Annotated in this window: 19 protein-coding genes and 1 riboswitch; of the genes, 14 read left to right on the top strand and 5 right to left on the bottom strand. The window is 45.6% G+C overall.

The window, feature by feature from the left end:
- Positions 1 to 118 precede the first annotated feature (118 nt).
- A complete protein-coding gene (locus AB1L08_RS06730; RefSeq protein ID WP_413063898.1) occupies positions 119 to 748 on the bottom strand; it encodes an SGNH/GDSL hydrolase family protein in 630 nt (209 codons plus the stop codon).
- Between the two features lie 151 nt (positions 749 to 899).
- Positions 900 to 2,588: a SulP family inorganic anion transporter gene (locus AB1L08_RS06735; protein WP_413063899.1), complete on the bottom strand. Its 1,689-nt coding sequence runs from the start codon at positions 2,586 to 2,588 to the stop codon at positions 900 to 902.
- 380 nt (positions 2,589 to 2,968) lie between these two features.
- On the opposite strand from AB1L08_RS06735, the gene AB1L08_RS06740 reads away from it, so the two are divergent.
- From AB1L08_RS06740 to AB1L08_RS06760, 5 genes are all read left to right on the top strand, one after another.
- Positions 2,969 to 4,450 carry an aldehyde dehydrogenase family protein gene (locus AB1L08_RS06740; protein WP_413063900.1) on the top strand — a complete coding sequence of 494 codons (1,482 nt, stop codon included), beginning with the start codon at positions 2,969 to 2,971 and terminating at the stop codon, positions 4,448 to 4,450.
- A 51-nt stretch (positions 4,451 to 4,501) separates the two neighbouring features.
- Positions 4,502 to 6,142: a thiamine pyrophosphate-dependent enzyme gene (locus AB1L08_RS06745; RefSeq protein ID WP_413063901.1), complete on the top strand. Its 1,641-nt coding sequence runs from the start codon at positions 4,502 to 4,504 to the stop codon at positions 6,140 to 6,142.
- A gap of 123 nt (positions 6,143 to 6,265) precedes the next feature.
- Positions 6,266 to 8,143, top strand: a complete 1,878-nt coding sequence (locus tag AB1L08_RS06750) for a sigma 54-interacting transcriptional regulator (protein ID WP_413063902.1) — start codon at positions 6,266 to 6,268, stop codon at positions 8,141 to 8,143.
- Positions 8,144 to 8,277: 134 nt separating this feature from the next.
- Positions 8,278 to 9,684, top strand: a complete 1,407-nt coding sequence (locus tag AB1L08_RS06755) for an FAD-binding oxidoreductase (protein ID WP_413063903.1) — start codon at positions 8,278 to 8,280, stop codon at positions 9,682 to 9,684.
- A complete protein-coding gene (locus AB1L08_RS06760; RefSeq protein ID WP_413063904.1) occupies positions 9,685 to 11,019 on the top strand; it encodes a (Fe-S)-binding protein in 1,335 nt (444 codons plus the stop codon). It begins immediately after the preceding gene.
- A gap of 169 nt (positions 11,020 to 11,188) precedes the next feature.
- Here AB1L08_RS06760 and AB1L08_RS06765 read toward each other — a convergent pair whose 3' ends face one another.
- Genes AB1L08_RS06765 through AB1L08_RS06775 form a run of 3 tightly spaced genes read right to left on the bottom strand, consistent with a single transcriptional unit; the run spans position 11,189 to position 14,863 of the window.
- Positions 11,189 to 12,670: a sodium/proline symporter gene (locus AB1L08_RS06765; RefSeq protein WP_413063905.1), complete on the bottom strand. Its 1,482-nt coding sequence runs from the start codon at positions 12,668 to 12,670 to the stop codon at positions 11,189 to 11,191.
- 38 nt (positions 12,671 to 12,708) lie between these two features.
- A complete protein-coding gene (locus AB1L08_RS06770; RefSeq protein ID WP_413063906.1) occupies positions 12,709 to 13,674 on the bottom strand; it encodes an ornithine cyclodeaminase family protein in 966 nt (321 codons plus the stop codon).
- A 31-nt stretch (positions 13,675 to 13,705) separates the two neighbouring features.
- The gene (locus AB1L08_RS06775; RefSeq protein WP_413063907.1) at positions 13,706 to 14,863 is read right to left on the bottom strand and encodes an NAD(P)/FAD-dependent oxidoreductase; all 1,158 of its coding nucleotides are present in this window, start codon (positions 14,861 to 14,863) and stop codon (positions 13,706 to 13,708) included.
- A gap of 157 nt (positions 14,864 to 15,020) precedes the next feature.
- Here AB1L08_RS06775 and AB1L08_RS06780 point away from each other — a divergent pair, with 157 nt between their 5' ends.
- The 9 genes from AB1L08_RS06780 (at position 15,021) to AB1L08_RS06820 (ending at position 23,432) form a co-directional block, all read left to right on the top strand.
- Complete coding sequence (locus tag AB1L08_RS06780) at positions 15,021 to 16,229, top strand: CdaR family transcriptional regulator (protein ID WP_413063908.1); 1,209 nt, start codon at positions 15,021 to 15,023, stop codon at positions 16,227 to 16,229.
- 220 nt (positions 16,230 to 16,449) lie between these two features.
- A complete protein-coding gene (locus AB1L08_RS06785; RefSeq protein ID WP_413063909.1) occupies positions 16,450 to 16,911 on the top strand; it encodes a hypothetical protein in 462 nt (153 codons plus the stop codon).
- A 322-nt stretch (positions 16,912 to 17,233) separates the two neighbouring features.
- Positions 17,234 to 18,145 (top strand): TIGR01777 family oxidoreductase, encoded by a 912-nt coding sequence (locus AB1L08_RS06790; protein ID WP_413063965.1) that lies wholly within the window; start codon positions 17,234 to 17,236, stop codon positions 18,143 to 18,145.
- Positions 18,146 to 18,225: 80 nt separating this feature from the next.
- Positions 18,226 to 19,470 carry a helix-turn-helix domain-containing protein gene (locus AB1L08_RS06795; RefSeq protein ID WP_413063910.1) on the top strand — a complete coding sequence of 415 codons (1,245 nt, stop codon included), beginning with the start codon at positions 18,226 to 18,228 and terminating at the stop codon, positions 19,468 to 19,470.
- A 164-nt stretch (positions 19,471 to 19,634) separates the two neighbouring features.
- Positions 19,635 to 19,744: riboswitch (TPP riboswitch) on the top strand.
- Positions 19,745 to 19,812: 68 nt separating this feature from the next.
- A complete protein-coding gene (locus AB1L08_RS06800) occupies positions 19,813 to 20,805 on the top strand; it encodes an ABC transporter substrate-binding protein (protein WP_413063911.1) in 993 nt (330 codons plus the stop codon).
- An 11-nt stretch (positions 20,806 to 20,816) separates the two neighbouring features.
- Positions 20,817 to 21,107 (top strand): thiamine-binding protein, encoded by a 291-nt coding sequence (locus AB1L08_RS06805; protein WP_413063912.1) that lies wholly within the window; start codon positions 20,817 to 20,819, stop codon positions 21,105 to 21,107.
- Positions 21,107 to 21,868: an ABC transporter permease gene (locus AB1L08_RS06810; protein ID WP_413063913.1), complete on the top strand. Its 762-nt coding sequence runs from the start codon at positions 21,107 to 21,109 to the stop codon at positions 21,866 to 21,868. Before AB1L08_RS06805 ends, AB1L08_RS06810 begins: the two co-directional genes overlap by 1 nt.
- A complete protein-coding gene (locus AB1L08_RS06815) occupies positions 21,869 to 22,618 on the top strand; it encodes an ABC transporter ATP-binding protein (RefSeq protein ID WP_413063914.1) in 750 nt (249 codons plus the stop codon).
- A complete protein-coding gene (locus AB1L08_RS06820; protein ID WP_413063915.1) occupies positions 22,611 to 23,432 on the top strand; it encodes a TatD family hydrolase in 822 nt (273 codons plus the stop codon). The genes AB1L08_RS06815 and AB1L08_RS06820 overlap by 8 nt, the downstream gene beginning before the upstream one ends.
- Positions 23,433 to 23,442 lie beyond the last annotated feature (10 nt).

Here is a 23,442-nt window from a genome sequence, read left to right on the forward strand (position 1 = left end):
CCAACTCCCGTATAATCGCTCCAACTCCCGTATAATCGCTCCAACTCCCGTATAATCGCTCCAACTCCCGTATAATCGCTCCAACTCCCGTATAATCTGCTCCCTTGACGGCCTTTCTTTACAAGCTCTCTATAAAACTTAATATTTTTTGGTGGAAGTAACGGTGTCCTTCGCTGTTGGGGTGCAGTCCATCAGGCATGAAAGCTTTAATAAAATCTTGGTTTTTTACATACATTCCGCCTTCGCTGAACATGTCTTTGAGAGGGATGCCGTATCGCGCAGCGGTTTCCTTAATCGCATAGACATATTGGTCCAGTGTTTCCCCGCGGCAGTTAAATTCCCCTTCATTTTCCCGCCAGCGCGGCAACGGGGTGATTACGCTCAGCTGCTTCGTGGGATATTTTTGGATGAATGCCTGAAAAAATACGTCCAAAGCGCCGTAAAATGTGTCGTTCGTGGCATCTCCAAATTCTCCGATCGGTTTTTTGCCGAGCCTGAAGTCATTCGTACCGCCAAATACGGTGATGTAATCGACATCCAAAGGAGTTCGCATGAGCCGCTCCAAAAATGTTTCTTCCGTTGTGTAGCCCGTTCTCGAGACACCGTAATTAATGACCTTACAGCCTGTAAGCTCCCTGATGTAATCATGGTATTTCTTTGTTTTTGGCGAATGTTTATGATCCGTGATGCTATCACCCATAATAAGCCATCTTTTTCCGGACAAGTTGTATTTATGCCTGCTAAACAAGGTATCATAATCCTCCCTTAGAATAGGTACTCATCTTCATCTTTGTTAAAATCAAGCATGACAGCCGCCTCTCTTATCATCACAGGCGGAAAGCCCATCTCTAGAATACCATTGTTACTGGAATTCATCCTGTTTCAGTAAAAAAAAAGAATCAGTCCGCCGTTTCTTTACGGCGAAAAACTGATTCACCTGCGCCGGATTCATGGCCTGCACCGGACTGGTGGAGAAACGCAGATTCCTTGGCGCTGGATTCATCCGGGAAAAAGGACGAGGCTCCAATTTTGTCATATAATCCGCTTTTTTTAAACAGTTCAATTCCCCAATCGGGCAGTCCGGAAATCAGGACCGTGCTTCCCGCTTTGTTTATGTTGCCTATAATGGAAGCGAGTTTGTCTTCTCCGGTGGCATCAATCATTGTCACATGCTGCATGTCGAGCAAAATGACCGGAGGCATTCTTTTGATGGAAGCTATCAGGGAATGTTCAAAGCTTTGTGCTGTACCGAAAAATAACGGGCCTTTTATCGTAAACGTTTTGATTTGGAAGTGGGCGGTTAAATCGAGTGTCTCCTGTTTCCGCCTTTGCGGATCAGGCGGATTGTCGATTTGCAGCTGTTCGCTTTTCTTTTTGACAAAAGAGAGGACAGCGAGCAGCAAGCCCACTTGGACAGCGACGGTCAAATTGACAAATACGGTTAAAAGAAATGTAACGACAAGAACGAGAGAATCGCTTGTTCTTAATTGCAAAATGTGTTGAAAAGCTTTGTATCCGCTCATGTTCCAGGCAACGAGCATCAGAAGCGGCGCCATTGCAGCAAGCGGAATATACGAAGCATACGGCGCAAAAAGCAGCAGCGTCAGCAAGACGAAAACACTGTGAATGATGCCGGACAATGGGCTGACAGCGCCTGACTTAATATTCGTTGCTGTCCGTGCAATCGCACCTGTCGCCGGAATTCCGCCAAATAAAGGAGTAACGATATTGGCGATTCCCTGGCCGAATAATTCCCGGTTCGATTTATGCCTGTCTCCCGTCATGCCGTCGGCAACAACAGCGGACAGCAAGGATTCAATGGCGCCCAGTGCTGCTATGACAAGTGCAGGTGTCATAAGCATCGTCACTTTATCCACCGTAATGTCCGGCAACTGAAACTTTGGCAGTGACTGCGGTATGCCGCCAAAGGCCGTGCCGATCGTCTCCACCTGTCCAGGGTAAAAAAAGACGGCGCATAAAGTCGGAATCATCAATCCAACCAATAAAACGGGAACCCGCGGAAAGAACCTCGGAACAAGGATAATGACGAAAAGTCCGATGATGGCGGTCCATATGCTGTACCCGTTCATTTGATCAAGATGGCGGAAAAATTCTGCCATATTCTGATGAAAATATTCTTTTTTCTCAAGATCGTCCAAGCCGAAAAAATTGCCGAGCTGTCCCGTGAAAATAATGACAGCAATCCCCGCGGTAAAACCGATGGTGACAGATCTTGGTATAAAATGGACAAGATTTCCCAGTTTTAAAAAGCTCATCATGACCAAGATAATTCCCGACATTAGACCGGCCAGCAACAAATTTTCATAACCATATTGAAGTACCACGGCGAGCAAAATCGGAATAAATGCTCCCGTAGGACCCGCGATTTGAAAGCGGGAGCCGCCGAGCAAAGATACGATCAATCCGGCAATGATCGTCGTGTAAATGCCGTACTCGGGTTTTACGCCCGAAGCCACGGCAAAAGCCATTCCAAGAGGAATGGCTACGATACCGACAGTAATCCCGGAAATGAAATCTTTGCGGAGGCTTGCAGGCTGGTAATCGCGGAATCGATCATCAGCAAACAATCAGCAACACCTCTATGTTATTTATAACCCAAATGAATGAGATTTGTATATCCACATTTATTATACACGATAAAAACGGGGAAATCAAAGAGTATTTTTTATAAATATACAATCATATGAATAAACCATAGGAGAATCATAGTCTTGTTGGAGGGATATCATGCCGGTAACCTTTGAAGACGAGTTATTTCCGGTCCCGGAACCTCCCCATTTCAATGGGGAGAGGTTTCAGAAAATATAAACCTATTCATTTTTGTACAGGTTGACCATAGAATTAAAAGTAGGATAAAGTTAAAGTATGAGTACGAAAGCGTTTTTATTGTTTTTGCTGGCCACCATGGGAATTACATAAATAAAATAAGCGAGGAGGAGTCTGGCGGATGAAACGATATGTCAACTACATTAATGGGGAATGGGTTGCTTCCGAGTCTGGCGAATGGGTTCAGAATATGAATCCGGCAAACGGCGAAGTGCTTGGAGAAGTAACGTCATCGACTGAAAAAGACGTGGACCGTGCGGTGCAGGCTGCAAAAAAAGCACAGAAAGAATGGGCAAAGGTTCCGGCTCCGGAAAGGGCAGATGTTTTATATAAAGTGGCTTACTTGCTGAAAGAAAGAAAAGAAGAGCTGGCCCGGGTACTGACAACGGAAATGGGGAAAGTGATCGCCGAAGCCCGGGGAGAAGTACAGGAAGCCATCGATATGGCCTTTTATATGGCAGGAGAAGGGCGCCGCCTGTTTGGGGAGACCGTTCCATCTGAATTAAGGGACAAATTCGCGATGAGCGTCCGGGTGCCTGTTGGTGTTGCAGGTTTGATCACTCCCTGGAATTTCCCGATTGCGATTGCTTCCTGGAAATCACTGCCGGCCCTTGTCGCAGGGAATGCTGTTGTGTGGAAGCCGGCGACGGAAACACCGTTTTTGGCCGCTGAATTTGTAAAAATATACGAGGAAGCCGGCCTTCCAAAAGGGTTGCTGAATCTTGTATATGGCTCAGGAAATGTTGTCGGAAACGCTATTGTGGAGCATCCCGGCATTGACCTCGTTTCATTTACGGGGTCCAATGAAGTGGGCGCCAAAATCAACGGACGTGCAGGTGAACTGTTGAAACGTACGTCACTTGAAATGGGCGGGAAAAATGCTGTAACGGTATTGGAAGATGCCGATCTGGATTTGGCTGCGGACGGAATAGTTTGGAGTGCGTTCGGCACGAGCGGCCAAAGATGTACCGCGTGCAGCCGGGTCATCGTGCAAGAATCAGTCAAGGAAGCGCTTGAGCAAAAAGTATTGGAGAAAATGAAAACCTTGAAGCTTGGGGATGGACTTGATGAATCCGTCGATGTCGGACCAGTCATCAACCGCTCTGCCTTGGAAAAAATCCATGAATATGTGCACATTGGGCAACTGGAAGGAGCCAAATTGCTGGCTGGCGGCGACATTGCTACGGGAAATGGCCTGGATCAAGGAAACTACTATCAACCGACATTATTTACAGATGTCAAATCCGACATGAGAATTGCCCAGGAAGAAATTTTTGGGCCAGTCGTCTCCTTTATTCCGGTAAAAGACCTGGATGAAGCCATTGAAGTGAACAACAACGTAAAATTTGGATTATCAAGCTCCATTTTTACAGCCGATGTCAACAAAGTATTCCGTGCCATGCGCGACTTTGATACAGGGATTGTATACGTGAATGCTGGTACAACCGGAGCCGAAATCCACCTGCCGTTTGGCGGAACGAAAGGAACCGGCAATGGCCACAGGGATTCCGGTGTTGCCTCATTGGATGTCTTTACGGAGTGGAGATCGGTTTACATTGACTATAGCGGGAAAATCCAAAGGGCGCAGATTGATAATTATTAAATAGAAATGCCGTCCCGGCATTTCTATTTTTTAAATAATTTGGAGGCGGGCATGAATAAATTATCAGGCGGACATATCGTTGTGGAAGTGTTAAAAAAAGAAGGGGTTGAAAAAGCGTTTTGCGTGCCGGGTGAAAGCTACTTGGGTGTAATCGACGGGCTGTACGAACATCCGGACATCGATCTTATTTCGACCCGGCACGAAGGCGGAGCCTCTTTTATGGCGGAAGCCTATGCAAAAGCTTCCGGAAAAGTGGGTGTATGCATGGCAACGCGGGGGCCGGGTGCTGCAAATCTATCGATTGGACTTCACACCGCTATGCAAGATTCTACTCCGCTTATAGCGCTCATCGGACAGGTGGAAAGGCCGTTCAAAGGGAAAGAGGCATTCCAGGAAGTGGACTTTGCGGCGTATTTCAGCCATCTTTGTAAATGGGCAGTCGAAATTGATTCAGTTGAGAGAATTCCTGAAATTCTTCACCGGGCTTTTTATATTGCACGTTCAGGCAGGCCAGGTCCTGTTGTTGTTTCCTTGCCTCACGATATGCTCGAAGATGAAATGGAGTATATGGAAAGCACGGTTATCCAATATGATCCGCCGGAAGCAAGCGAGGAGTCCGTCCGAAAGGTACTCGGGATGCTGCGGGAAGCGAAAAAGCCGATGGTCATTGCCGGAGGCGGCGTGATTGCTTCAGGTGCTGAACAGGAATTGGCGGGATTTGCGGAACTGGTGAAGATTCCGGTTGTTTCCGCTTTCCGGCGTTTCAATGTCATGCCGAATAACCATCCGCATTATGCCGGATGGCTCGGGTTCGGCCCGGACCAAAAGCTGCTGGAAACGATCAAAGAGGCTGATCTTGTTCTCACACTTGGAACCCGTTTATCACAAGTAACAACCCAAGATTATACGTTATTTAGTGATCAGACGGATCTTATTCAAGTGGACATTTCCCCGGATTCGATCGGGAAAGCTTACCCTGCCAAGTTCGCCGTCGTTTCTGATGCAAAAAAGTTCTTGCAAAAAGCACTCGCTGCTGCAGATCCGGTAACAGAGGAGCACCGTGAGTTATTCGTAAAGAAATGTCATGAATCTTATCTCGCTTCATCCACACCCCCTGTTAAAGCGGATTCCTGTCATTATGCGGAGATGAATTCAGTGCTGGCCGATTTGGCGTGCTCCGTTCCCGACAATTCCATCCTAACGAGTGATGCCGGGAATTTCTACAGCTGGCTCGCCAAGTATTTCCGTTTTACCGATAAGAAAAGGTATATCGGACCGACTTCCGGGGCGATGGGGTACGGTCTGCCGGCTGCAATCGGCGCCAAGGCAGCCTGCCCGGATCATACGGTAATATCTTTCTCGGGTGACGGCGGATTCATGATGACGATGATTGAGTTGGAAACAGCAGTCCGCGCCAATCTTCCGGTCATTGCGATTGTCGTGAACAACAATATGTACGGCACGATCCGGGCCCACCAGGAAAAACATTTTCCCGGCCGTGTCATGGCAACACCTTTAACAAATCCGAATTTTGCAGAAGTGGCCAAGCTATTTGGCTGCGGTGGAGAAACAGTCACTAAAAATGAAAAGTTTCTTCCCGCTTTCCAAAAAGCATTAAAAAGCGATAAACCGTTTGTGATTGAGATACGGACAGATCCGGAAATCCTGTCGGCAGCGCAGGCGGCAAAATAAAATTTGAAGCGTTTAGTACAAAAGGCTAAACGCTTTCTTTATGGATACATTTTTGACTGGAAGGGATACGTTCTTCGGTTTAAACTGTTTTTAAGGGCTTTATTGGAGAAGGAGAGAGGTTCCTTGATTAAAATCAAACTCGTTGTTCCACGGAAAAATTACATCAAAAATGCATTAGAGAGATTTCGGGAATTCCAGTTGATGGAAGGGCCAGAAGATCCGGAAGGCCTGAACTTTGAATTGGAAGAAGTCGTTGTTCCGACAGATCAAGTAAGGGAAAAAACGTTCGATGCCGATGTCATCATTTCGCGGGGACTTGTCACAAAATTATTAAAAGAAAGCCAGGATTCCATTCCAATCGTTGATATACCCGTGCAGGGAATCGATTTGATCCGTAGCCTGGATGAATGCAGGAAGCGCTTCGGGAAAAAGAAGGTCGCTGTCATCGGTGCTGCAAATATGATCTTTGGCGTGGAGAATCTGGAGGATATTATTGAACTGCCGATCCATAAATATATTTTAAACGATATCAGTGCGTCTGACGAAATGGTCGATCTCGCCGTAAGCGAAGGCTGCGAAGTCGTTTTATCAGGCTATAACACTTGCAAATATGCCGAGAAAATCGGATTAAAAACGATGATGATCGAAACCGGGAAAGAATCGTTTCGGCAGGCATTGACCGAAGCGAAGCGGCTTGCCATTGTCAGCAGGAAAGAGCAGGAGAAGGCCCAGCGCTACAAAACCATTTTGGATAACGCCTATGAAGGAGTTATTGCGGTTGACCTGAAACGAAAAATCTCCATCTTTAATGCTTCCGCCCAACACATACTGGGCATTTCGGGACCAAATTTGATCGGAGCCCCGATTACGGACGTTTTATCCAAGGGAAACCTTCTTGATCTTCTTCTGGATGAGGAAGATTTTCATGAAGATCTGATTTCCTATGAGTCGATTCAGTTATCGGTTAAAAAAGCCGGGATCTTCTTAAAAGGAAAGCGTGTCGGCGATATGATTGCTTTCCAGGATGTAACCGGGATTCAGGAAATGGAAGGAAAAATCCGTAAAAAAATGCATATGAGGGGCCATGTGGCGAAATATACGTTTGCCGATATCCTGTATAAAAGCGATGTCATCGAGGAATTGATTGAAACGGCGAAGCGCTACAGCGAGGCGGAGTCCAATATATTAATCGTTAGTGAAACAGGTACGGGAAAAGAAATGTTTGCCCAAAGCATCCACAATCACAGCAGCCGCAAACACAATCCGTTTGTCGCGATCAACTGTGCTGCGCTTCCCGAGAGCCTGCTGGAAAGCGAACTGTTCGGGTATGCTGAAGGGGCGTTTACCGGGGCAATGAAAGGCGGAAAGCCGGGATTTTTTGAACTTGCCCATAGGGGAACTTTGTTTCTGGATGAAATCGGGGAAATCTCACCCAAGCTGCAAAGCCGCTTGCTGCGTGTCCTCCAGGAAAGGGAAATTATGCGGATCGGGGATGATAAAGTGATCCCGGTTGACGTCAGGATTATTGCCGCGACCAATAAGGATTTAATGGATATGGTAAAAAGAAATGAATTTCGGGCGGATTTATTTTATAGATTGAGTGTGCTGGATCTCAAGCTCCCGCCTTTAAGGGAGCATCCGGAAGATATTTCCGTTTTGGCAAGCGAGTTTTTAAAAGGTGTCACGCTCACAAAATCAGCGATGCAATTGCTTTCGGAACAAAAATGGGAAGGAAATATCCGGGAGCTTCAAAATGTTTGTGAAAGGCTGACCGTTTTATTTAAGGGGCAAGTGCTGGATGCAAATCAACTTGCCAAGCACTTGCCGGATCAAAGGGGGCGGGACGTCCCCGAAAATACATTCATTTTATCCGAAAAACAAAGAATCATCCGGGCGCTGGAAAAACATCATTTTCATAAAGGAAAAGCGGCGGCTGAATTGGGAATGAGCCGGACGATGTTTTGGAGAAAAATAAAGAACTGGAATATTGAAACAGAATGAAACAAATTGAAGAAGTATGTTTCATTTTGTTTCTTTTTCATTTAACAAAAGGGCGGCTATATCACAAAAATGGCTGGCATAAAAATTGCATTATGGTATGCTTGAACCAAATTCCTCTGCAGGAGTGAGCAACATTGAAGACTGAAAAATTATATGATCTTGTCCGTCCGCTGATTTCCGAAGACCGGATATTGCATCAATTGGCGGACCGCTATTCCTACAGCTTTGATGCCTCTTTCGGCGAATATCTGCCCGATCTCGTAATCCAGCCGGAAAATAAAGAACAGATTGCAAGCGTTATTAAGCTTGCAAACGAACATCTTATTCCTGTATATCCAAGGGGGGCGGCCACTTCGTTAAGCGGCGGTTCGCTGCCTGTTAAAGGCGGCATCGTCCTAGATATGTCGCAGTTTCAAAAGAAATTGATCATTGACAGGGAAAATTTGCTGGCCATCGTTTCTCCGAGCGTCATTACCGGGGACATTCATCAAAAAGCAGAAGAAGTGGGATTGTTTTATCCGCCCGATCCCAGCAGTTCCCACGTCTCTACGATTGGCGGCAATTTGCTTGAAAACTCGAGCGGTCCCAAAGGGTTGAAGTACGGAACGACGAAAGAATATGTGATTGGCCTGGAAGTCGTGACGCCAACCGGGGGGATCATCCGCACTGGCGGCAAGACGGTAAAAAATGTTACCGGATATGATTTGACGCGGTTGATTGTCGGGTCGGAAGGAACGCTTGGCATTGTGACAGAGGCTATATTAAGGCTGATTCCGAAACCGCAGGCGAGAAAAACCTTGCTGGCCTCTTTCAATAGATTAACAGATTCGGGCTACGCCATTACGAATATTTTATCCGCCGGAATTTTGCCGAGTGCGATGGAGTTGATGGACAATTCGTGCATCCGCGCGGTTGAAAATTATACACCGAGCGGTCTTCCTGTCGAGGCGGAAGCCATCATTATCGTTGAGATCGATGGACATGAGGCGGCCATTGCCGAAGAAATTCAAAAATGTGAAACCATTTGCTTTGAACAGAATGCAACTGAAGTAAGAGTGGCCCAAACAGAAGAAGAACGTGCCAATATTTGGAAAGCGAGAAAAATGGTTTCGCCTGCGATTACCCAAATGGGCCCAACGAAAATTTCCGAAGATGCAACCGTTCCGCGGAGCGAAATCCCCAAAATGATGGAACGCCTTCATGCCATTCGTGACAAATATCAGTTGAATCTGGTCGTTTTTGGCCACGCAGGGGACGGAAATCTGCACCCGAATATTGTGACGAATAAACGGAATGCGGAAGAAATGAAACGGGTGGAGGCCGCTGTCGGTGACATTTTTGAAGCTGCCGTTGAATTGGGGGGCACATTGTCGGGAGAACATGGCATCGGCACTTTAAAATCGCCGTACATGGAAATGGAACTCGGAAAAGAAGGCGTCATGATGATGAAGAAAATCAAAGATGCCTGGGATCCGAACGGGATTTTGAATCCAGGCAAAATGTTTCCGCAGCCTGGCCAGACAAAGGTGGTATTAACATAAATGAAAAATAATGCTGTCTGTCATCAAGACAATCAATATGTTTCCTTGCTTCACGACCTGACTTACGAGGCAGCCAATACGTGTGTCCAATGCGGCTATTGCCTCCCCGCCTGCCCGACATATGAATCAATGGGCAAGGAATCCCAGTCGCCGCGGGGCCGGATTAATCTTGTCAAAATGGCGGCTGAAGGAAAAATTGATTTGCAAAAAGACCTTGCGGAGCCGATCGATCTATGCCTTGGCTGCCGTGCTTGTGAAGTGGCATGTCCCGTGGGAGTACCTTACGGTGAGATCTATGAAGCAACGAGGCAAGTCCTTACATTCCAGCAAAAAGAGGAAGATAACAAGCCTTCTATTGGTGTCAAAGTTCGAAATCAAATGCTGAACCATGTTTTTCCCCACCAAAAACGACTCCGACTGCTTGGCAATGCGACATGGCTTTATCAGAAAACAGGCGTCAACAAAGTTGCCCGCAAGTTGAAGCTTGTCAATAAAGTATCGGAATCCATCGGGCAGTTTGAAAAGATTCTTCCTCCAGTAGAATCGCCTCTTAAACGGTATCAATTTGGAGACATTTTTCCTGTCCGGGGAGAGAAAAAAGCGACCGTTGCCTTTTTTGCAGGCTGCATCATGGATGGCATGATGGCAAACATCAATCGATTAACCATTGAACTGCTTCAAAGTGTCGGGTGTGAAGTGTTTATTCCAAAAGGGCAGAAGTGCTGCGGCGCCCTGCACGCCCATCAAGGAATGATGGATGGAGCGAAAGAATTGGCAAAAGCCAATATCGAGGCGTTCGAATCGTCCAAAGCGACCTATTTTATCAACAATGCCGGCGGCTGCGGAGCGATGCTGCGTGAATATGACAAGCATTTTAAAGGGGACCCGGAATGGGAAAAGCGTTCCCGCCGGTTTGTGGAAAAATCGCGTGATATAACGGAAATTCTCGCACAATTTGGTCCGCTCCCTTATAAAAAAGAGTGGGACGGAACGATCACCTATCAGGATTCCTGCCATTTGCGGAACGTCCAGGGTGTGGCCGATGAGCCGAGGGAATTGCTGCGGTCTGTTCCGGGAGCCCATTTTGTCGAAATGAAAGGAAGCGACCGCTGCTGTGCTTCCGGCGGAATTTATAATTTGATTCATTTTGATGAATCGATGAAAATTTTGGATGACAAAATGGAGCACGTAAAAGCAACCAATGCGCAAACGATCGTTACAACCAATCCGGGGTGCCTGTTGCAAATGAAGCTGGGAGTGGAACGAAGCGGGCTTGAAAATACCAGGGCTTTGCATATTGTGGAGGTGCTCGCAGAAGCTTGCGGGATCCGATAAAGAAATCTTGGCGGCGCCAAGCCTTTAGGCGCAGGCGGTCCCTGGTTGGACTGAAAATTTCACTGCGCCGGATCAACTTTTGCACTAAAATTGTATAGTTCCCAAAGTTTAAAAAAGAGCACACGGCTGCAATGTGCTCTTTTGGTCAGGCCGTTTTTAAATATGGACTTTACCCATTCAGCGCACTGCCAACAGCAACGTCCTCTTTTCCTTCTTTACCCGCATGTTGTTTTTCCGGAAAAAGAAGGCTAAAGATGATACCGAAGGCGAGAGCAATAAAGAAAGTGGTAAAGCGGGACGATATGATTTCTTCAAGCGGCGAGGAGATCCATACGACAGTTGCAACAAACCCGGATATAATGGTCGCAATGACACCGGCTCCGGAATATTTCTTCCAGAAAAAAGTGAGAATAATCGCCGGTGAAAGGGTGCATCCGACGCCGGCCCATGCCCAGCTGACGATCAAGTATACGAGTGATTTCGAAAAGAGGGCAATCATTAATCCGAGAAACCCTGCACCTAAAATCGCCAATCTGGATGCCAGCACAAGTTTTTTCTCAGATAGGTTGATCCCGAGGGCATTGCGGATAATGTCCTCGCTTACGGAGCTAGTAATGACGAGTAATTGCGAGTCTGCCGTTGAAATGATCGCTGCCAGTATGCCTGCCAACATAATTCCGGCAATCCATTCCGGGAACAAGTCAAGAACCATATGCGGCAAAATGGTTTCTACATCAGCAAAAGTCTCCCCTTGATATAATGTCAGTGCTGTAATCCCGATCATCATGGCTCCGCAATAGGCGAGCAGAGTCCAAAGAATGGCAACCGTTGTTCCGGTATTGGCCTCTTTCTTGTTTTTAAGCGCCATAAAACGTACACTCAGCTGAGGCTGGCCTCCAAGAAAGCCGAAAAACCATGCGAAATTGTTAAAAAGAAGGAGTCCCAACGCAAACCCGGTTACTCCGCCCGTCCATGAATTCATCGTCGGGCCTGCACTCACGACGGCATCCATAATGGAAAGATTTTCTGCTTTAATCTTAAACAATGCCATGATTGGCAGGCCGGCCAAAGTAAGCAGCATCATCAAGCTTTGAATCATATCCGTCCAGACCACCGCCACAAATCCCCCGAGATAGGACAGCAAAATCACGATGCTGATACTGATCAAAACACCTACAATGGGATCTATCCCAAATACCGTAAATAACGTTTTTCCGGCACCGGCAATTTGAGCCCCAAAATAAAACATCATAAAGCTGATAATGAGTATGGTACATAGCCAAAGAATGATTTTAGCTTTTGATTGGAACCGTTTTGCCAAGTATCCGGGGAGTGTCATAACTTTATACTTTTCCGCTTCCTTCATAAATCTTTTGGCCAGAAACAGCCATGAAAAAGCAATTCCGGAGGCAATTCCAACAGCTACCCAAACAGCTGAAAATCCTGTCATAAAAACAAAACCCGTGTAACCGAGAAGCAGCCAGGCCGATTCTCCCGTGGCTCTTTCGGAAAAGGCAAGCGCCCATCCGGGAAGTTTTCTTCCGCCAAGCAGGAAATCCGAATGTCCCATGTCCCTTCTGCTAAAATAGTAGCCGACAGCGAGCAACATCAGACAATAAAGGACAAATTCAACTAATATGATTGTGTGCATTGCCACCTACCCCTTGTTTTTTATTGGAAGAGCCTTTACTACAAAAATATTTTTTGGCCAATGTTTAATTTTTTTGCTCTTTGATAAATTTCATTGGCTGCAACGACATCAAAAAGGGCCATTCCGGCAGATTTAAATAAAACGGACTTTTCATCTTGTTTATTGATGGTTGCTTTTTTTGAGAGGACATGTGAAAATGGCCTGATTTGGTGAGGGCCGATCCATTGATTTTTAATGGGGTCGATCAAGTCGCCTGTTTCTTGTAAAGCATCAAGCGTATCAATTAACAGGTAGGATGCTTCCCTGAATAGAGCCTCGGGAAACTCTCTCATGCCTGGTTGGAAGGAGCCGATTCCGATCACCAGTTTGCCCTTATACAGTGATCCGTCATTGGGAAGTACCGGATCTTTGGAAGTGGTGGCTGTAATCGTTACGTCGGATTCAATAACCAGTTTCTCTGGTGAGTCCTCCGTTACAATGTCGATTTCCGGGTCTATATGTTTTTTTAGTTTTTCAATAAAAGCTGCTGTCTTTTTACGGGAACGGTTTAATAGGATAATGCGTTTGACCCGCCGTTCTTTGCAGGCCGCCATCAACTGGTAAAGCCCTTGAACCCCTAACCCGACCAATCCGATTGTGCGGATGCGGGGGGAAGTCAAATGTCTAATGGCCAATCCCCCGATGGATCCTGTCCGCATATTGGTTAAGGTTGTTCCATTTAAAATGGCTTTTATTTGACCGGTTTCCCCATCCAGCAAAAGCATCAGTCCTTGAGTAACGGGATATGCTTCATTATCCGGGAAAACGCTTACAATTTTTGTGCCCATCGTTTTATCTGCGATACACGGCATGAGCAAAAGGGTGTTTTGATTGTCCGATAATTGCAATCTTTGGTCCATGACGTATTGTTTTTGATCATAAAGCAGGTAGGCCCGTTCCAAAGCGTCCGCCACTTCTGAGATGTCAATGACTTTTTGTATGTCAGTTTCGCTTAAAATCAACACTCACTGTCCTCCCCCTTCCAAATCGATATTCTTATACAATGGCCTGTTCCCGAACAAGATCATTTTCGGCAAAACGTTCAAATCGGAGCGGGGTTAAATCGAGTGTTTCATATTGTCCTTTACAAATCAGTTCCGCCAGGCCGAGTCCGACTCCCGGTGCTTGCTGCATTCCATGTCCGCTGAAACCAAGGGCCATATAGTAGCCTTTCAGCTCAGGATGGGCGCCTATGATGGCATTTTGGTCTTTTGTGTTGTAATCATATAATCCTGCCCAGCCTGATTCGAGTTTTAAACGTTCGAAGTTGGATATTCTGTTTGCTAAAATCGGCCATAATTCATCGAAATGTGAGCGTTTCCAACTGAAGTCATACCCGGGTTTTACGTTATCGGAAAAACCGGTAATGATTCGGTCCCCCTCATGGCGAAAGTAGACTCCGGTAGGATCTACCGTTAAGGGGAGCGCCCTTTTCAAAGGGACGGCTGGATCAAACAAAAAGATCTGTCTTTTCAAAGCGACTACTGGTACAGGAAGGCCTATTTTTTCACTGAGTTCGGCTCCCCAGGCACCGGCACAGTTAATGACGGTATGGGCTTTTACGGTCAATCCGTTTGTTGTTCTGACTCCCGTTACTTGATGTCGTTCATGAAGGATAGTGTCAACTTCTTCGGGAATATAGGTGACACCATTTTCTCTTGCTTCATGTTTATATGCCTGCATAACGGAATAGGGATCCAGGTAACCGTCTTCCCGGCAGAAGAGCCCCCCGGCCAAGTCATCAATATTCAATTCGGGAATAATGGACAGAAGTTCTCGGGGTTCCAGAAACTGTGAAGGAACGCCCATATCGTTTTGCAGCTTTTTCTGGTCAAAGATGGCAGAAAGCATAGTGTCTGTGGCCAGGAACAGATAGCCCTGCTGTCTGAAGTCAATGGCAGCCGGCTCGCCATTGATCTTCATGGTCTCGGAAAATTTTTTATATTGTTGGAGGCTGTAGCGGCTCAGTTTAATATTAATCTCGGTTGTAAAAAGCTGCCTGATTCCGCCGGCACTGCGCGGCGTAGAAGAGTACTCGTATATCGGGTCTTTTTCAAAAACGGTAACTTCACCTTCATAGCCAAGTTTCCGCAAGTGGTATGCGGTGCTTGAGCCCATGACGCCTCCGCCGACAATAATGATGTGATTTGTCATTAGGTTCCCCCCCTTGCTGGTTCGTACTTGTAATTATAAAGTACACCATCATTCTATCAATATTAAATATGCACAAAATTTTGAATATAAAAAGAGTGGAATTTTGCTATAATTTATGTACTTGAAGAGAAACTTTATCACATGCGGGGGTTGGAGCATGAAAATTCTTGAGCAAGTTGCACAATCCATTGTAGAACAAACTTCATCTTTACTTGGTGTGTCCATGAGCATTACTGATTCAGAAGGATTGATTATCGGTTGTGACCGCAAAGAGAGAATCGGAACATTGCACCGTGTATCCGCCCAGGTCATCAGAGAAGGAAGAGAAGTGATTTTTACCAATGAAAAAGCAAAGGCGCTCGAAAATGTACTGCCGGGTATAGCCGCACCCATTCGGTTTCACCATCAAATCATTGGGGTGCTGGGTATTATCGGAGAGCCGTCTGAAGTGAAAAAGTACGTCAACATTGTTCGAAACCATGTGGAGATGATGCTGCAGGAAAATTTTCGCACTGAATCATTTTTTCTCGAAATGAAAACAACAGAATTGTTTGTTCAGCATTTGATTCATTTGGATGAATGGCAAAATCATGGGGAACTGGAAAACTATTGTGAAATGCTCGGATATCAGTTTGATCAACCCAGGGCTTGCATTTTGATTCATTTGCCGTCCCTTGTACGAACAAAAACAGAGGCAAAACAGTTTGCCAAACTCTCACAACTCGAATTAAAAAACTTTATTTGTCATTTATTCCAAGGAAGCCTGGATGATATTGTCTGTCCAATCAGCCGGGACCAGTGGGTTGTCCTGAAACAAATGGAAGAGCAAGATATGGGAAAACTGGGGGAACTTTGTGGACAATCAGCAAGAAAACTGGCTCTTTTCATGAATCGGCATCATCTTCATTGCAAAGTCTCCATTTCTTATGGCAAGTGCTATAAGGGTTTTGCTGGCGCATCCCGCTCGTATCGGCAGGCCCAAAAAGCATTGATGATCGGATTGGAAAAAAGGAGGGAGGATGCGGTATATTCGTTTGATAGCTGGACCATCCTTCCTGATATCTTTTTGGAAGAAATCGATCTATCTTTTTTGGAACTGTTTACTGATGACATACAAAAAATATGGGCCCATCCTGAAGCGGAAGTGTTGGTCGAGACGTTTATTGCCTATTGTGAAAATAACATGAACGTCAGCCGGGCAGCCAGAAATCTGTATGTTCACCGCAACACGCTCATCTACCGGCTGAATAAAATAAATGAGTTGTTTCAAATTGATACCCAATCGTTTGAACAATGCCATATTTTATATGTTGTTTTAAAAAAGAGCATGAAAGACAAGGTTTATAAAAAGCAGATGAACCATTGAGGAAATGAAAAGAGGCAAACCCTAATGGCATCTCCCCCGGGCCGGTCCCATTCCGCTTGAAAAACAACCAAACGGGCCGCTCCAGTAACGCTCATACAGATCGTGCATAAGATAAGGAGATGAAACAGAAATTCCCGCCGCATGTTTGCATTTTTTGAGAAAAGGGTATTGAACTCATTAAGCGAAAACTCGACTATAGACATGAACAGGGGGAGTATACGTGAGCATGATTTCTTCAACGTCTAATGCACAAGAGTTGGAGGGCGGTTCAAACCTTCAGATAGAGTCTTTTGTAAAAGGAGATCCGTCACCTTTTAGGGACATCGATTACACTGCAACAAAAGTATATGAATTGACCGATTACACTTTTAGAACGCCGTTGGAAAAAATGGATGTGTTCAACCAACTGCTGAATATTCCGCATCCGTTTAAAATTTGGATATTGCCTGTGACGGAGCCAACCACTTCTTTGTTAAAAGAATTGCCGAAAGACAAAACATATGAAAAAACGGCCTCTTTATTTACATTGCTTTCTTCAGTCAAGGAAACGATGGAAAGGGACCGGACATTTATGGTAGTACACAATCAATTATGTACCGAACTGATCAACATACTGGAAAATTTGGGTTTCACTGTAACAGAGAAAAACCCGGAAGAATTAAAAGCAATTCAAATCGCCTAAAAACCGGTAGATTGCCGCCTGTTCCGGATTTTGCCATAGGGCCTTCGCCCTCCTCACGGACGAACGCACTGCCTGCCAGCTGCACACTTCCGCCTACTGCCAAGCGCATAAAAGCGTATTCGACATTAATTTCGAATACGCTTTTTCATTTGAAGAACCAGTTGTACTTGCAATCACTCGCTATAAAGAATATTCTGATAGTACTGGCGCTGTCGGGGAAAATGTCCCGGTTATGCCTCGGTGAATGGAATGGCGAGTTCAGCAAAACTGCTTATTTTCACCGGAATTTAATGAAACAGCATTTTTAGCGGGGGTGGTCGGCATGCACGTCGTTATTGCCGGAGGGAGCGGTTTTCTTGGTTCCAAATTGCAAAAGCAGCTTCTTGAAAAGGGATATCACGTGTCCGTTTTAACGAGGAGTCCGGAGAAAGTCGGGAAGTCGAGTGGACTTTCAGTGGTCGAGTGGCTTGTAGAAGGAGCAAGACCCGAAGAACAGCTTGGTCAAGTAGATGCTTTCGTCAACTTGGCTGGAGAAACGATCAACGGAATTCGCTGGACAGGCAGAAAGAAGGAAAAAATTTTACAAAGCAGGCTGGCTGCGACAAAAGAGGTGATCCGCTTAATAGGCAAACTGGAACAAAAGCCTGAAGTACTGATAAACGCGTCGGCTGTCGGATATTACGGCATGTCTGAAACAGGCAGCTTTACGGAAGACACGAAAAGCGCGGCCACCGACTTTTTGGCGAATGTTGTAAAAAAATGGGAATCTCAGGCGAAAGAAGCCGAACAGCTCGGAGTCCGGACAGTGCTTGTCAGGCTTGGCCTTATCCTTGGACGGGAAGGGGCACTCCCGCTCATGGCGCTTCCTTATAAATTGGGGGTTGGCGGGACGGTTGGTTCCGGAAGGCAATGGGTTTCCTGGATTCATGGTGAGGATGCCGCCCGTTTGATAGAGTTTGCTATCACGAAATCTTCCCTTTCCGGTCCGGTGAATGCAACAGCCCCTGAGCCGGTTCAAATGAAAGAGTTTGGAATGACGCTTGGTTCGGTTTTGGACAGGCCCCACTGGCTTCCGGTACCAGAATGGCTGTTAAAGATTTTACTGGGGGAGATGAGCAGCATGCTGATCAGGGGACAGCGGGTGGTTCCTGAAAAAGCGCTTGAACATCAATTTGTTTTTGCGTATCCAAACTTGGAGCTTGCATTAAAAGAAATTTTTGATAATAATAGATGACAAGTTTATCAATAATTAGATTTTTTATCCAGTTTATGCTACTATTTATCTATACAGTAGCATGACTAGAGGATGAAGATATGAGCATGGAAAAAATGAATATCGGGGCGATAATTAAATACCATCGCCAATTAAAGAATATGACCCAGTTCGAATTATGCAACGGGATTTGTTCTGTCACGCATTTAAGCAAGTTTGAGAACTACAACAAAGAAGCGAACTGGGAAACGATCATGCTGCTGCTCGACCGGTTGGGCATTTCTCTTGATTCCATCCAGCAGGCATCCAAGAAGATTTCTGCCGAACTCTCCCATTTGCTTGATGCAATGCTTTCTTACGACAAGGAACGGGCAACAGAATGCTACAATCGGGTGGAAGAATTAAAAGAGTACATTAAATTTTCCAACTATATATCACTCTATCATTTGTATGTATATCGCTACCATCTGCTGATGAACGATTTCGAAAGCGCCGAGAAGGAACGAGAAATTATCAGACAAATTGCCAATTCATTGGCAGAGCAGGAAAAAGCGCTTTATGAGTTTATTAATGGTGCTTTTTATATTATAAAAGGCGATTATAAAATATCGCTGGATATTCTTCTAAAAGTAGAAGCAGATGATCTATTGCCATCTTCGTGGCGAGCGGAGCTCTATTATTTCATTGCTTTAAACTATGCTAATCTGAAGGATAGCAGCAGCAGTATTGCGTATGGCCATAAAGCGTTGGAGGCGTTTTCCAGGTCATTCAACTATATGCGGATTTTACATACCCAGTTTCTATTGGGCATTGCCTATACAGATTTGAGCATTTATGAAAATGCCGCGGAACAATATCGCTATATATTTAAAAATATGAACTTGATCAACACGGATGAACTTAAGTCCGCCATGTACAATAACTATGCCCTGCTTCTGGAAAAAATGGGGAGATTGGAAGAAGCGGCCCGCCACTATATTCTTTCGATGGACCATGCCAAGACGAATCAGGAATACTTGGTAAGCTTATGCAGCTACACTGAGCTGCTCATTTCCCAGGGCGAGAATGAAAAAGCACTCCAAAATATTTCTGAAATATTGCGGGAAACAAAATCGGGCTCCATGAAAAAGCAGCAGCTCATTTTCCGATATTATCAATACTTGCTGAAAAATCGAAAAGGCAAAGCGATGGATTTTCTGGAAAACGACTTGCTTCCATATTTGGAAAAGGCCTACTTTGTAGAAGATTATAATAAATTCGCTTTATCCCTTGCCCAATATTATGCAGACACGAACCCGGATAAAGCGCTTTATTATTATAAAAAAATCGCTGAAAGGGGTGAATAAAATGAAAAAACTATTTCTAACAGCAGGAGTGGCATTTGCGCTTTACGTGGCTCCAATTATTGGAGGAATTTTTCCACAATCACCGCCAATTTTCCCACCGGTGTAAAAAACTGCTCCTTCTTGGAGCAGTTTTTTCTTTCTGTTATAATAGAATTAACTTAATAGCATTTGAGTAGGGGAACCGGTGTGGCCGGTTGAGATAGCATTCGGGAAATGCTGACCCTTTGAACCTGATCTGGCTCATACCAGCGAAGGGAACGTCAATCAATTGAACATACATCTTTTTTTGGCGCCTTCGGGGTTTTTTCCCGGGCGCTTTTTATTTTGCAAGGAGGAGAACTTATGAATAAACGGTTGGCAAGCTGCGTGATATTCTTTTTTTTGCTGGCCGGCTGCGGGAACCATGCAGCCGATCAGCATGAAAAGGAAGAAAAAGAACATAAAAAGGTGGCAGTCGTGCTCGACTGGACGCCCAATACAAATCATACCGGCCTCTATGTGGCGAAGGAAAAAGGCTATTTTGAGGAAAAAGGCTTGGATGTTGAAATCATGATGCCAGGAGAAGCAGGCTCTGATCAGCTAGTTGCCTCCGGAAAGGCCGAGTTCGGGGTCAGTTATCAGGAAAGCGTGACGGAGGCGCGCGTCCAAGACGTGCCGATTGTGTCCATCGCAGCCGTCATCCAGCACAATACATCCGGTTTCGCTTCACTTGCCGAAAAAAATATCACATCACCGAAAGATTTTGAAGGAAAAACCTACGGAGGCTGGGGCGCCCCGCTTGAGAAAGCTGTCCTGGCTTCATTGATGGATGTGGATGGCGCCGATATAGAGAAAGTTGACATTGTCAATATGGGGGATGCCGACTTTTTTACGGCGGTAAAAAGAGATATTGATTTCGCCTGGATTTATTATGCGTGGACAGGGGTAGAGGCAGAGCTCCGCGGGGAAAAGTTGAATATGGTCTACTTGACCGATTACTCGGACAAGCTCGATTATTATACGCCGGTCATTACGACGAACGAGAAAATGATCGAATCGGATCCGGATACGGTAAAAGCATTCATGGCAGCCGTCTCCAAAGGTTACGAGTTTGCGATCGACCAGCCCGGAGAAGCTGCGGACATTCTTATCAAAGCAGTACCCGATCTTGATCCCGAACTTGTGAAAAAAAGCCAGGAATGGATTTCGCCCCGTTATCAAGATGATGCGGCCCGCTGGGGAGAACAAAAGGCTGAAGTATGGAAAAACTACATGGACTGGATGCTGGAAAAAGATTTGCTGGAAAAGGAAATGGATGTAGAAAAAGCATTCACAAATCAATTTTTACCTGAATAGGAGGAGAGGAAATGGCGAATTCACTTGTCAGCATACAGATCATCCCGAAAACAAAAAATGGCGAAGAGGTGATCCCATACGTTGATGAAGCGATCAAGGTGATTGACGAATCCGGAGTCCGTTATGAAGTACATTCTTTGGAAACGACGATGGAAGGGGATTTTACCAAATTGATGGCCATCGTCAAAAAAATGAATGACCGGATGGTTGAAATGGGCAGTAAAAATGTGATCTCCCAGGTGAAAATTTTGTATCAGCCGGACGGAATTTCAATGGATCAACTGACGGAGAAATACCGGTAATGGGTGCGCTGGTCAAAAAAGGATGGAGGCCGCTGGGGGTCCTCCTCCTTTTATTATGTATATGGGAAGTATCCGTAAAACTTGCCAACATTCCGGGCTGGCTGCTTCCTGCCCCCAGTTCCATTGCAAAAGAAGCTGCATCCGGAATTGCGGGGCTCCTGCCGCATATACAGTCAACGATTTGGCTTTCCGTCGGAGGATTCATCATCGGCTGTACAGTCGGCGTGCTTGTGGCCGTCATGCTTCATTTGCTGCCGGGGGTTCAGGAATCCGTTTATCCGCTCCTTATTTTATCGCAAAATGTTCCGATTATCGTACTGGCGCCGCTTCTCGTTATTTGGTTCGGATTTGGGCTTTTGCCTAAAATCATTGTCATCACTCTTGTTTGCTTTTTCCCGGTTGCAGTAGCAGCGATGGACGGATTCAGAAGCGTTCCCGCTGAAATGAAGCATTACATGGTGATGGCCGGTGCATCAAAAATTCAGACGTTTACAAAATTGGAATGGCCATACGCGTTGTCATCCGTTTTTTCCGGCCTTAAAATTTCTGCCACATACAGCGTAATGGGCGCGGTGATTTCGGAATGGCTTGGAGCGAAACACGGGATTGGTGTTTATATGACGCTCGCTTCCTCATCATTCCGGACAGACCGCGTTTTTGTCGCCATTTTCATTATCATGGCCTTGAGTTTGCTGTTTTTTGGCGTGATCACTCTTGCGGAAAACAGGCTCATCAAGTGGAGAAGAAGGAAGGTAATGTGAATGGGCCATTTAACGATACAAGGTGTAAGCAAAAATTTTGGGCAAAAAGAAGTTTTACAAGACATTGATTTGGACATCACAGAGGGGGAATTTGTTTCGATCCTCGGTCCTTCCGGAAGCGGGAAAAGTACGTTGTTTCATGTGATCGGCGGCTTGCTGAAGCCTGATCAAGGTTCCATCTTTTTAAACGATCAAGATATTACCGGGAAACGGGGCTTTATCAGTTACATGCCGCAGCACCATGCGCTTTTTCCATGGCGTACCGTCCTGCAAAATGTATTGCTTGGCCAGGAATTGCAAGGAAATCAGGATCAACAAAAAGCGCTCGATATGATCCAAAAAGCAGGGTTGGCGGGGTACGAACATTCGCTGCCGGATGCCTTGTCCGGCGGGATGAAACAAAGGGCTTCTTTTATCCGGGCGTTATTGAGCCCGCAGCCGCTTATTTTGTTGGATGAGCCTTTTTCGGCGCTTGACGATTTTACCCGGCAGGACATGCAGCAATGGCTGCAGGACACCTGGATGGAATATAAGCGGACAATTCTTTTCATCACCCATAATATTGAAGAAGCGCTGTTCCTTTCGGACCGGATTGTCATTTTATCGACGAAGCCGGCTTCGGTCATCAAACAGTTCAAGGTTCCATTTGAAAGGCCGCGAACAGAAAAGCTTGTCTTGTCAAATGAATTTTTAGAGTGGAAACGAATGGTCGCTGAAAACATCGTCAGACAGGGGGACGACAATGTTTAAAATCATCGATTCACACATCCATCTTGATCTTTATAAAGATGAAGAAATTGCGCAGATGATGGGAGAACTGGAGCAGACGGGCTGTGCGGGTCTCATTTCTGTTTCTTTTCACCTGGACTCGTGCCAGCGAAATTTAGCGCTGGGAAAAAAGTTTTCAAAGGTATATCCGGCTTTCGGGTTTCATCCTGAACAGCCGCTTCCGAATGATCAAGAATTGGCGGAGTTGATTTCCTGGCTGGAATCCCGGGTAGCGTCGATGACGGCTGTCGGCGAGGTCGGTCTGCCGTATTATTTGCGGACTGAGCATGGTCCGGGCTTTCAACTGGAAGGGTATATCGAATTGCTCGAAACGTTTATTAAGCTAGCAAAAAAATGGGACAAGCCCATTGTGCTTCATGCTGTTTATGATGATGCCCCTATTGCGTGCGATCTGCTCGAAAAACACAATGTAAAAAATGCTCATTTTCACTGGTTTAAGGGAGACCTCAAAACAACCGAGAGAATGGCGGAAAACGGATTTTTTATTTCTGTTACGCCCGATGTAACTTATGATGAAGAAATTCAAGCACTTGCCCGATTGTACCCTTTGGACCTCATGATGGTGGAAACAGATGGGCCATGGCGTTTTGAAGGGCAATTTTCCGGGAAAATGACCCATCCCGTAATGATTCACGACGCTATCCTGGAAATTGCGCGTCTGAAAAAGGCTTCTCTCCCGTCCGTTTATAAGACTTTATATGATAATACGACTATATTTTACAGCCTTTCACACGATTTAGTTTTAATGGATCCCAAAACGGAAAAAGATAGATAAAAGAAGTGGA

It is taken from the genome of Siminovitchia jepli, assembly GCF_047228825.1.
Lineage (GTDB): Bacteria > Bacillota > Bacilli > Bacillales > Bacillaceae_C > Siminovitchia.

Bases quoted from the DNA above. Each gene is read 5' to 3' on its own strand.
- AB1L08_RS06800 (WP_413063911.1), top strand. From the start codon at position 19,813: ATGAATAAACGGTTGGCAAGCTGCGTGATATTCTTTTTTTTGCTGGCC.
- AB1L08_RS06760 (WP_413063904.1), top strand. From the start codon at position 9,685: ATGAAAAATAATGCTGTCTGTCATCAAGACAATCAATATGTTTCCTTG.
- AB1L08_RS06790 (WP_413063965.1), top strand. From the start codon at position 17,234: ATGCACGTCGTTATTGCCGGAGGGAGCGGTTTTCTTGGTTCCAAATTG.
- AB1L08_RS06815 (WP_413063914.1), top strand. From the start codon at position 21,869: ATGGGCCATTTAACGATACAAGGTGTAAGCAAAAATTTTGGGCAAAAA.
- AB1L08_RS06780 (WP_413063908.1), top strand. From the start codon at position 15,021: ATGAAAATTCTTGAGCAAGTTGCACAATCCATTGTAGAACAAACTTCA.
- AB1L08_RS06745 (WP_413063901.1), top strand. From the start codon at position 4,502: ATGAATAAATTATCAGGCGGACATATCGTTGTGGAAGTGTTAAAAAAA.
- AB1L08_RS06805 (WP_413063912.1), top strand. From the start codon at position 20,817: ATGGCGAATTCACTTGTCAGCATACAGATCATCCCGAAAACAAAAAAT.
- AB1L08_RS06820 (WP_413063915.1), top strand. From the start codon at position 22,611: ATGTTTAAAATCATCGATTCACACATCCATCTTGATCTTTATAAAGAT.
- AB1L08_RS06795 (WP_413063910.1), top strand. From the start codon at position 18,226: ATGAGCATGGAAAAAATGAATATCGGGGCGATAATTAAATACCATCGC.
- AB1L08_RS06740 (WP_413063900.1), top strand. From the start codon at position 2,969: ATGAAACGATATGTCAACTACATTAATGGGGAATGGGTTGCTTCCGAG.
- AB1L08_RS06765 (WP_413063905.1), bottom strand. From the start codon at position 12,670: ATGCACACAATCATATTAGTTGAATTTGTCCTTTATTGTCTGATGTTG.
- AB1L08_RS06810 (WP_413063913.1), top strand. From the start codon at position 21,107: ATGGGTGCGCTGGTCAAAAAAGGATGGAGGCCGCTGGGGGTCCTCCTC.
- AB1L08_RS06775 (WP_413063907.1), bottom strand. From the start codon at position 14,863: ATGACAAATCACATCATTATTGTCGGCGGAGGCGTCATGGGCTCAAGC.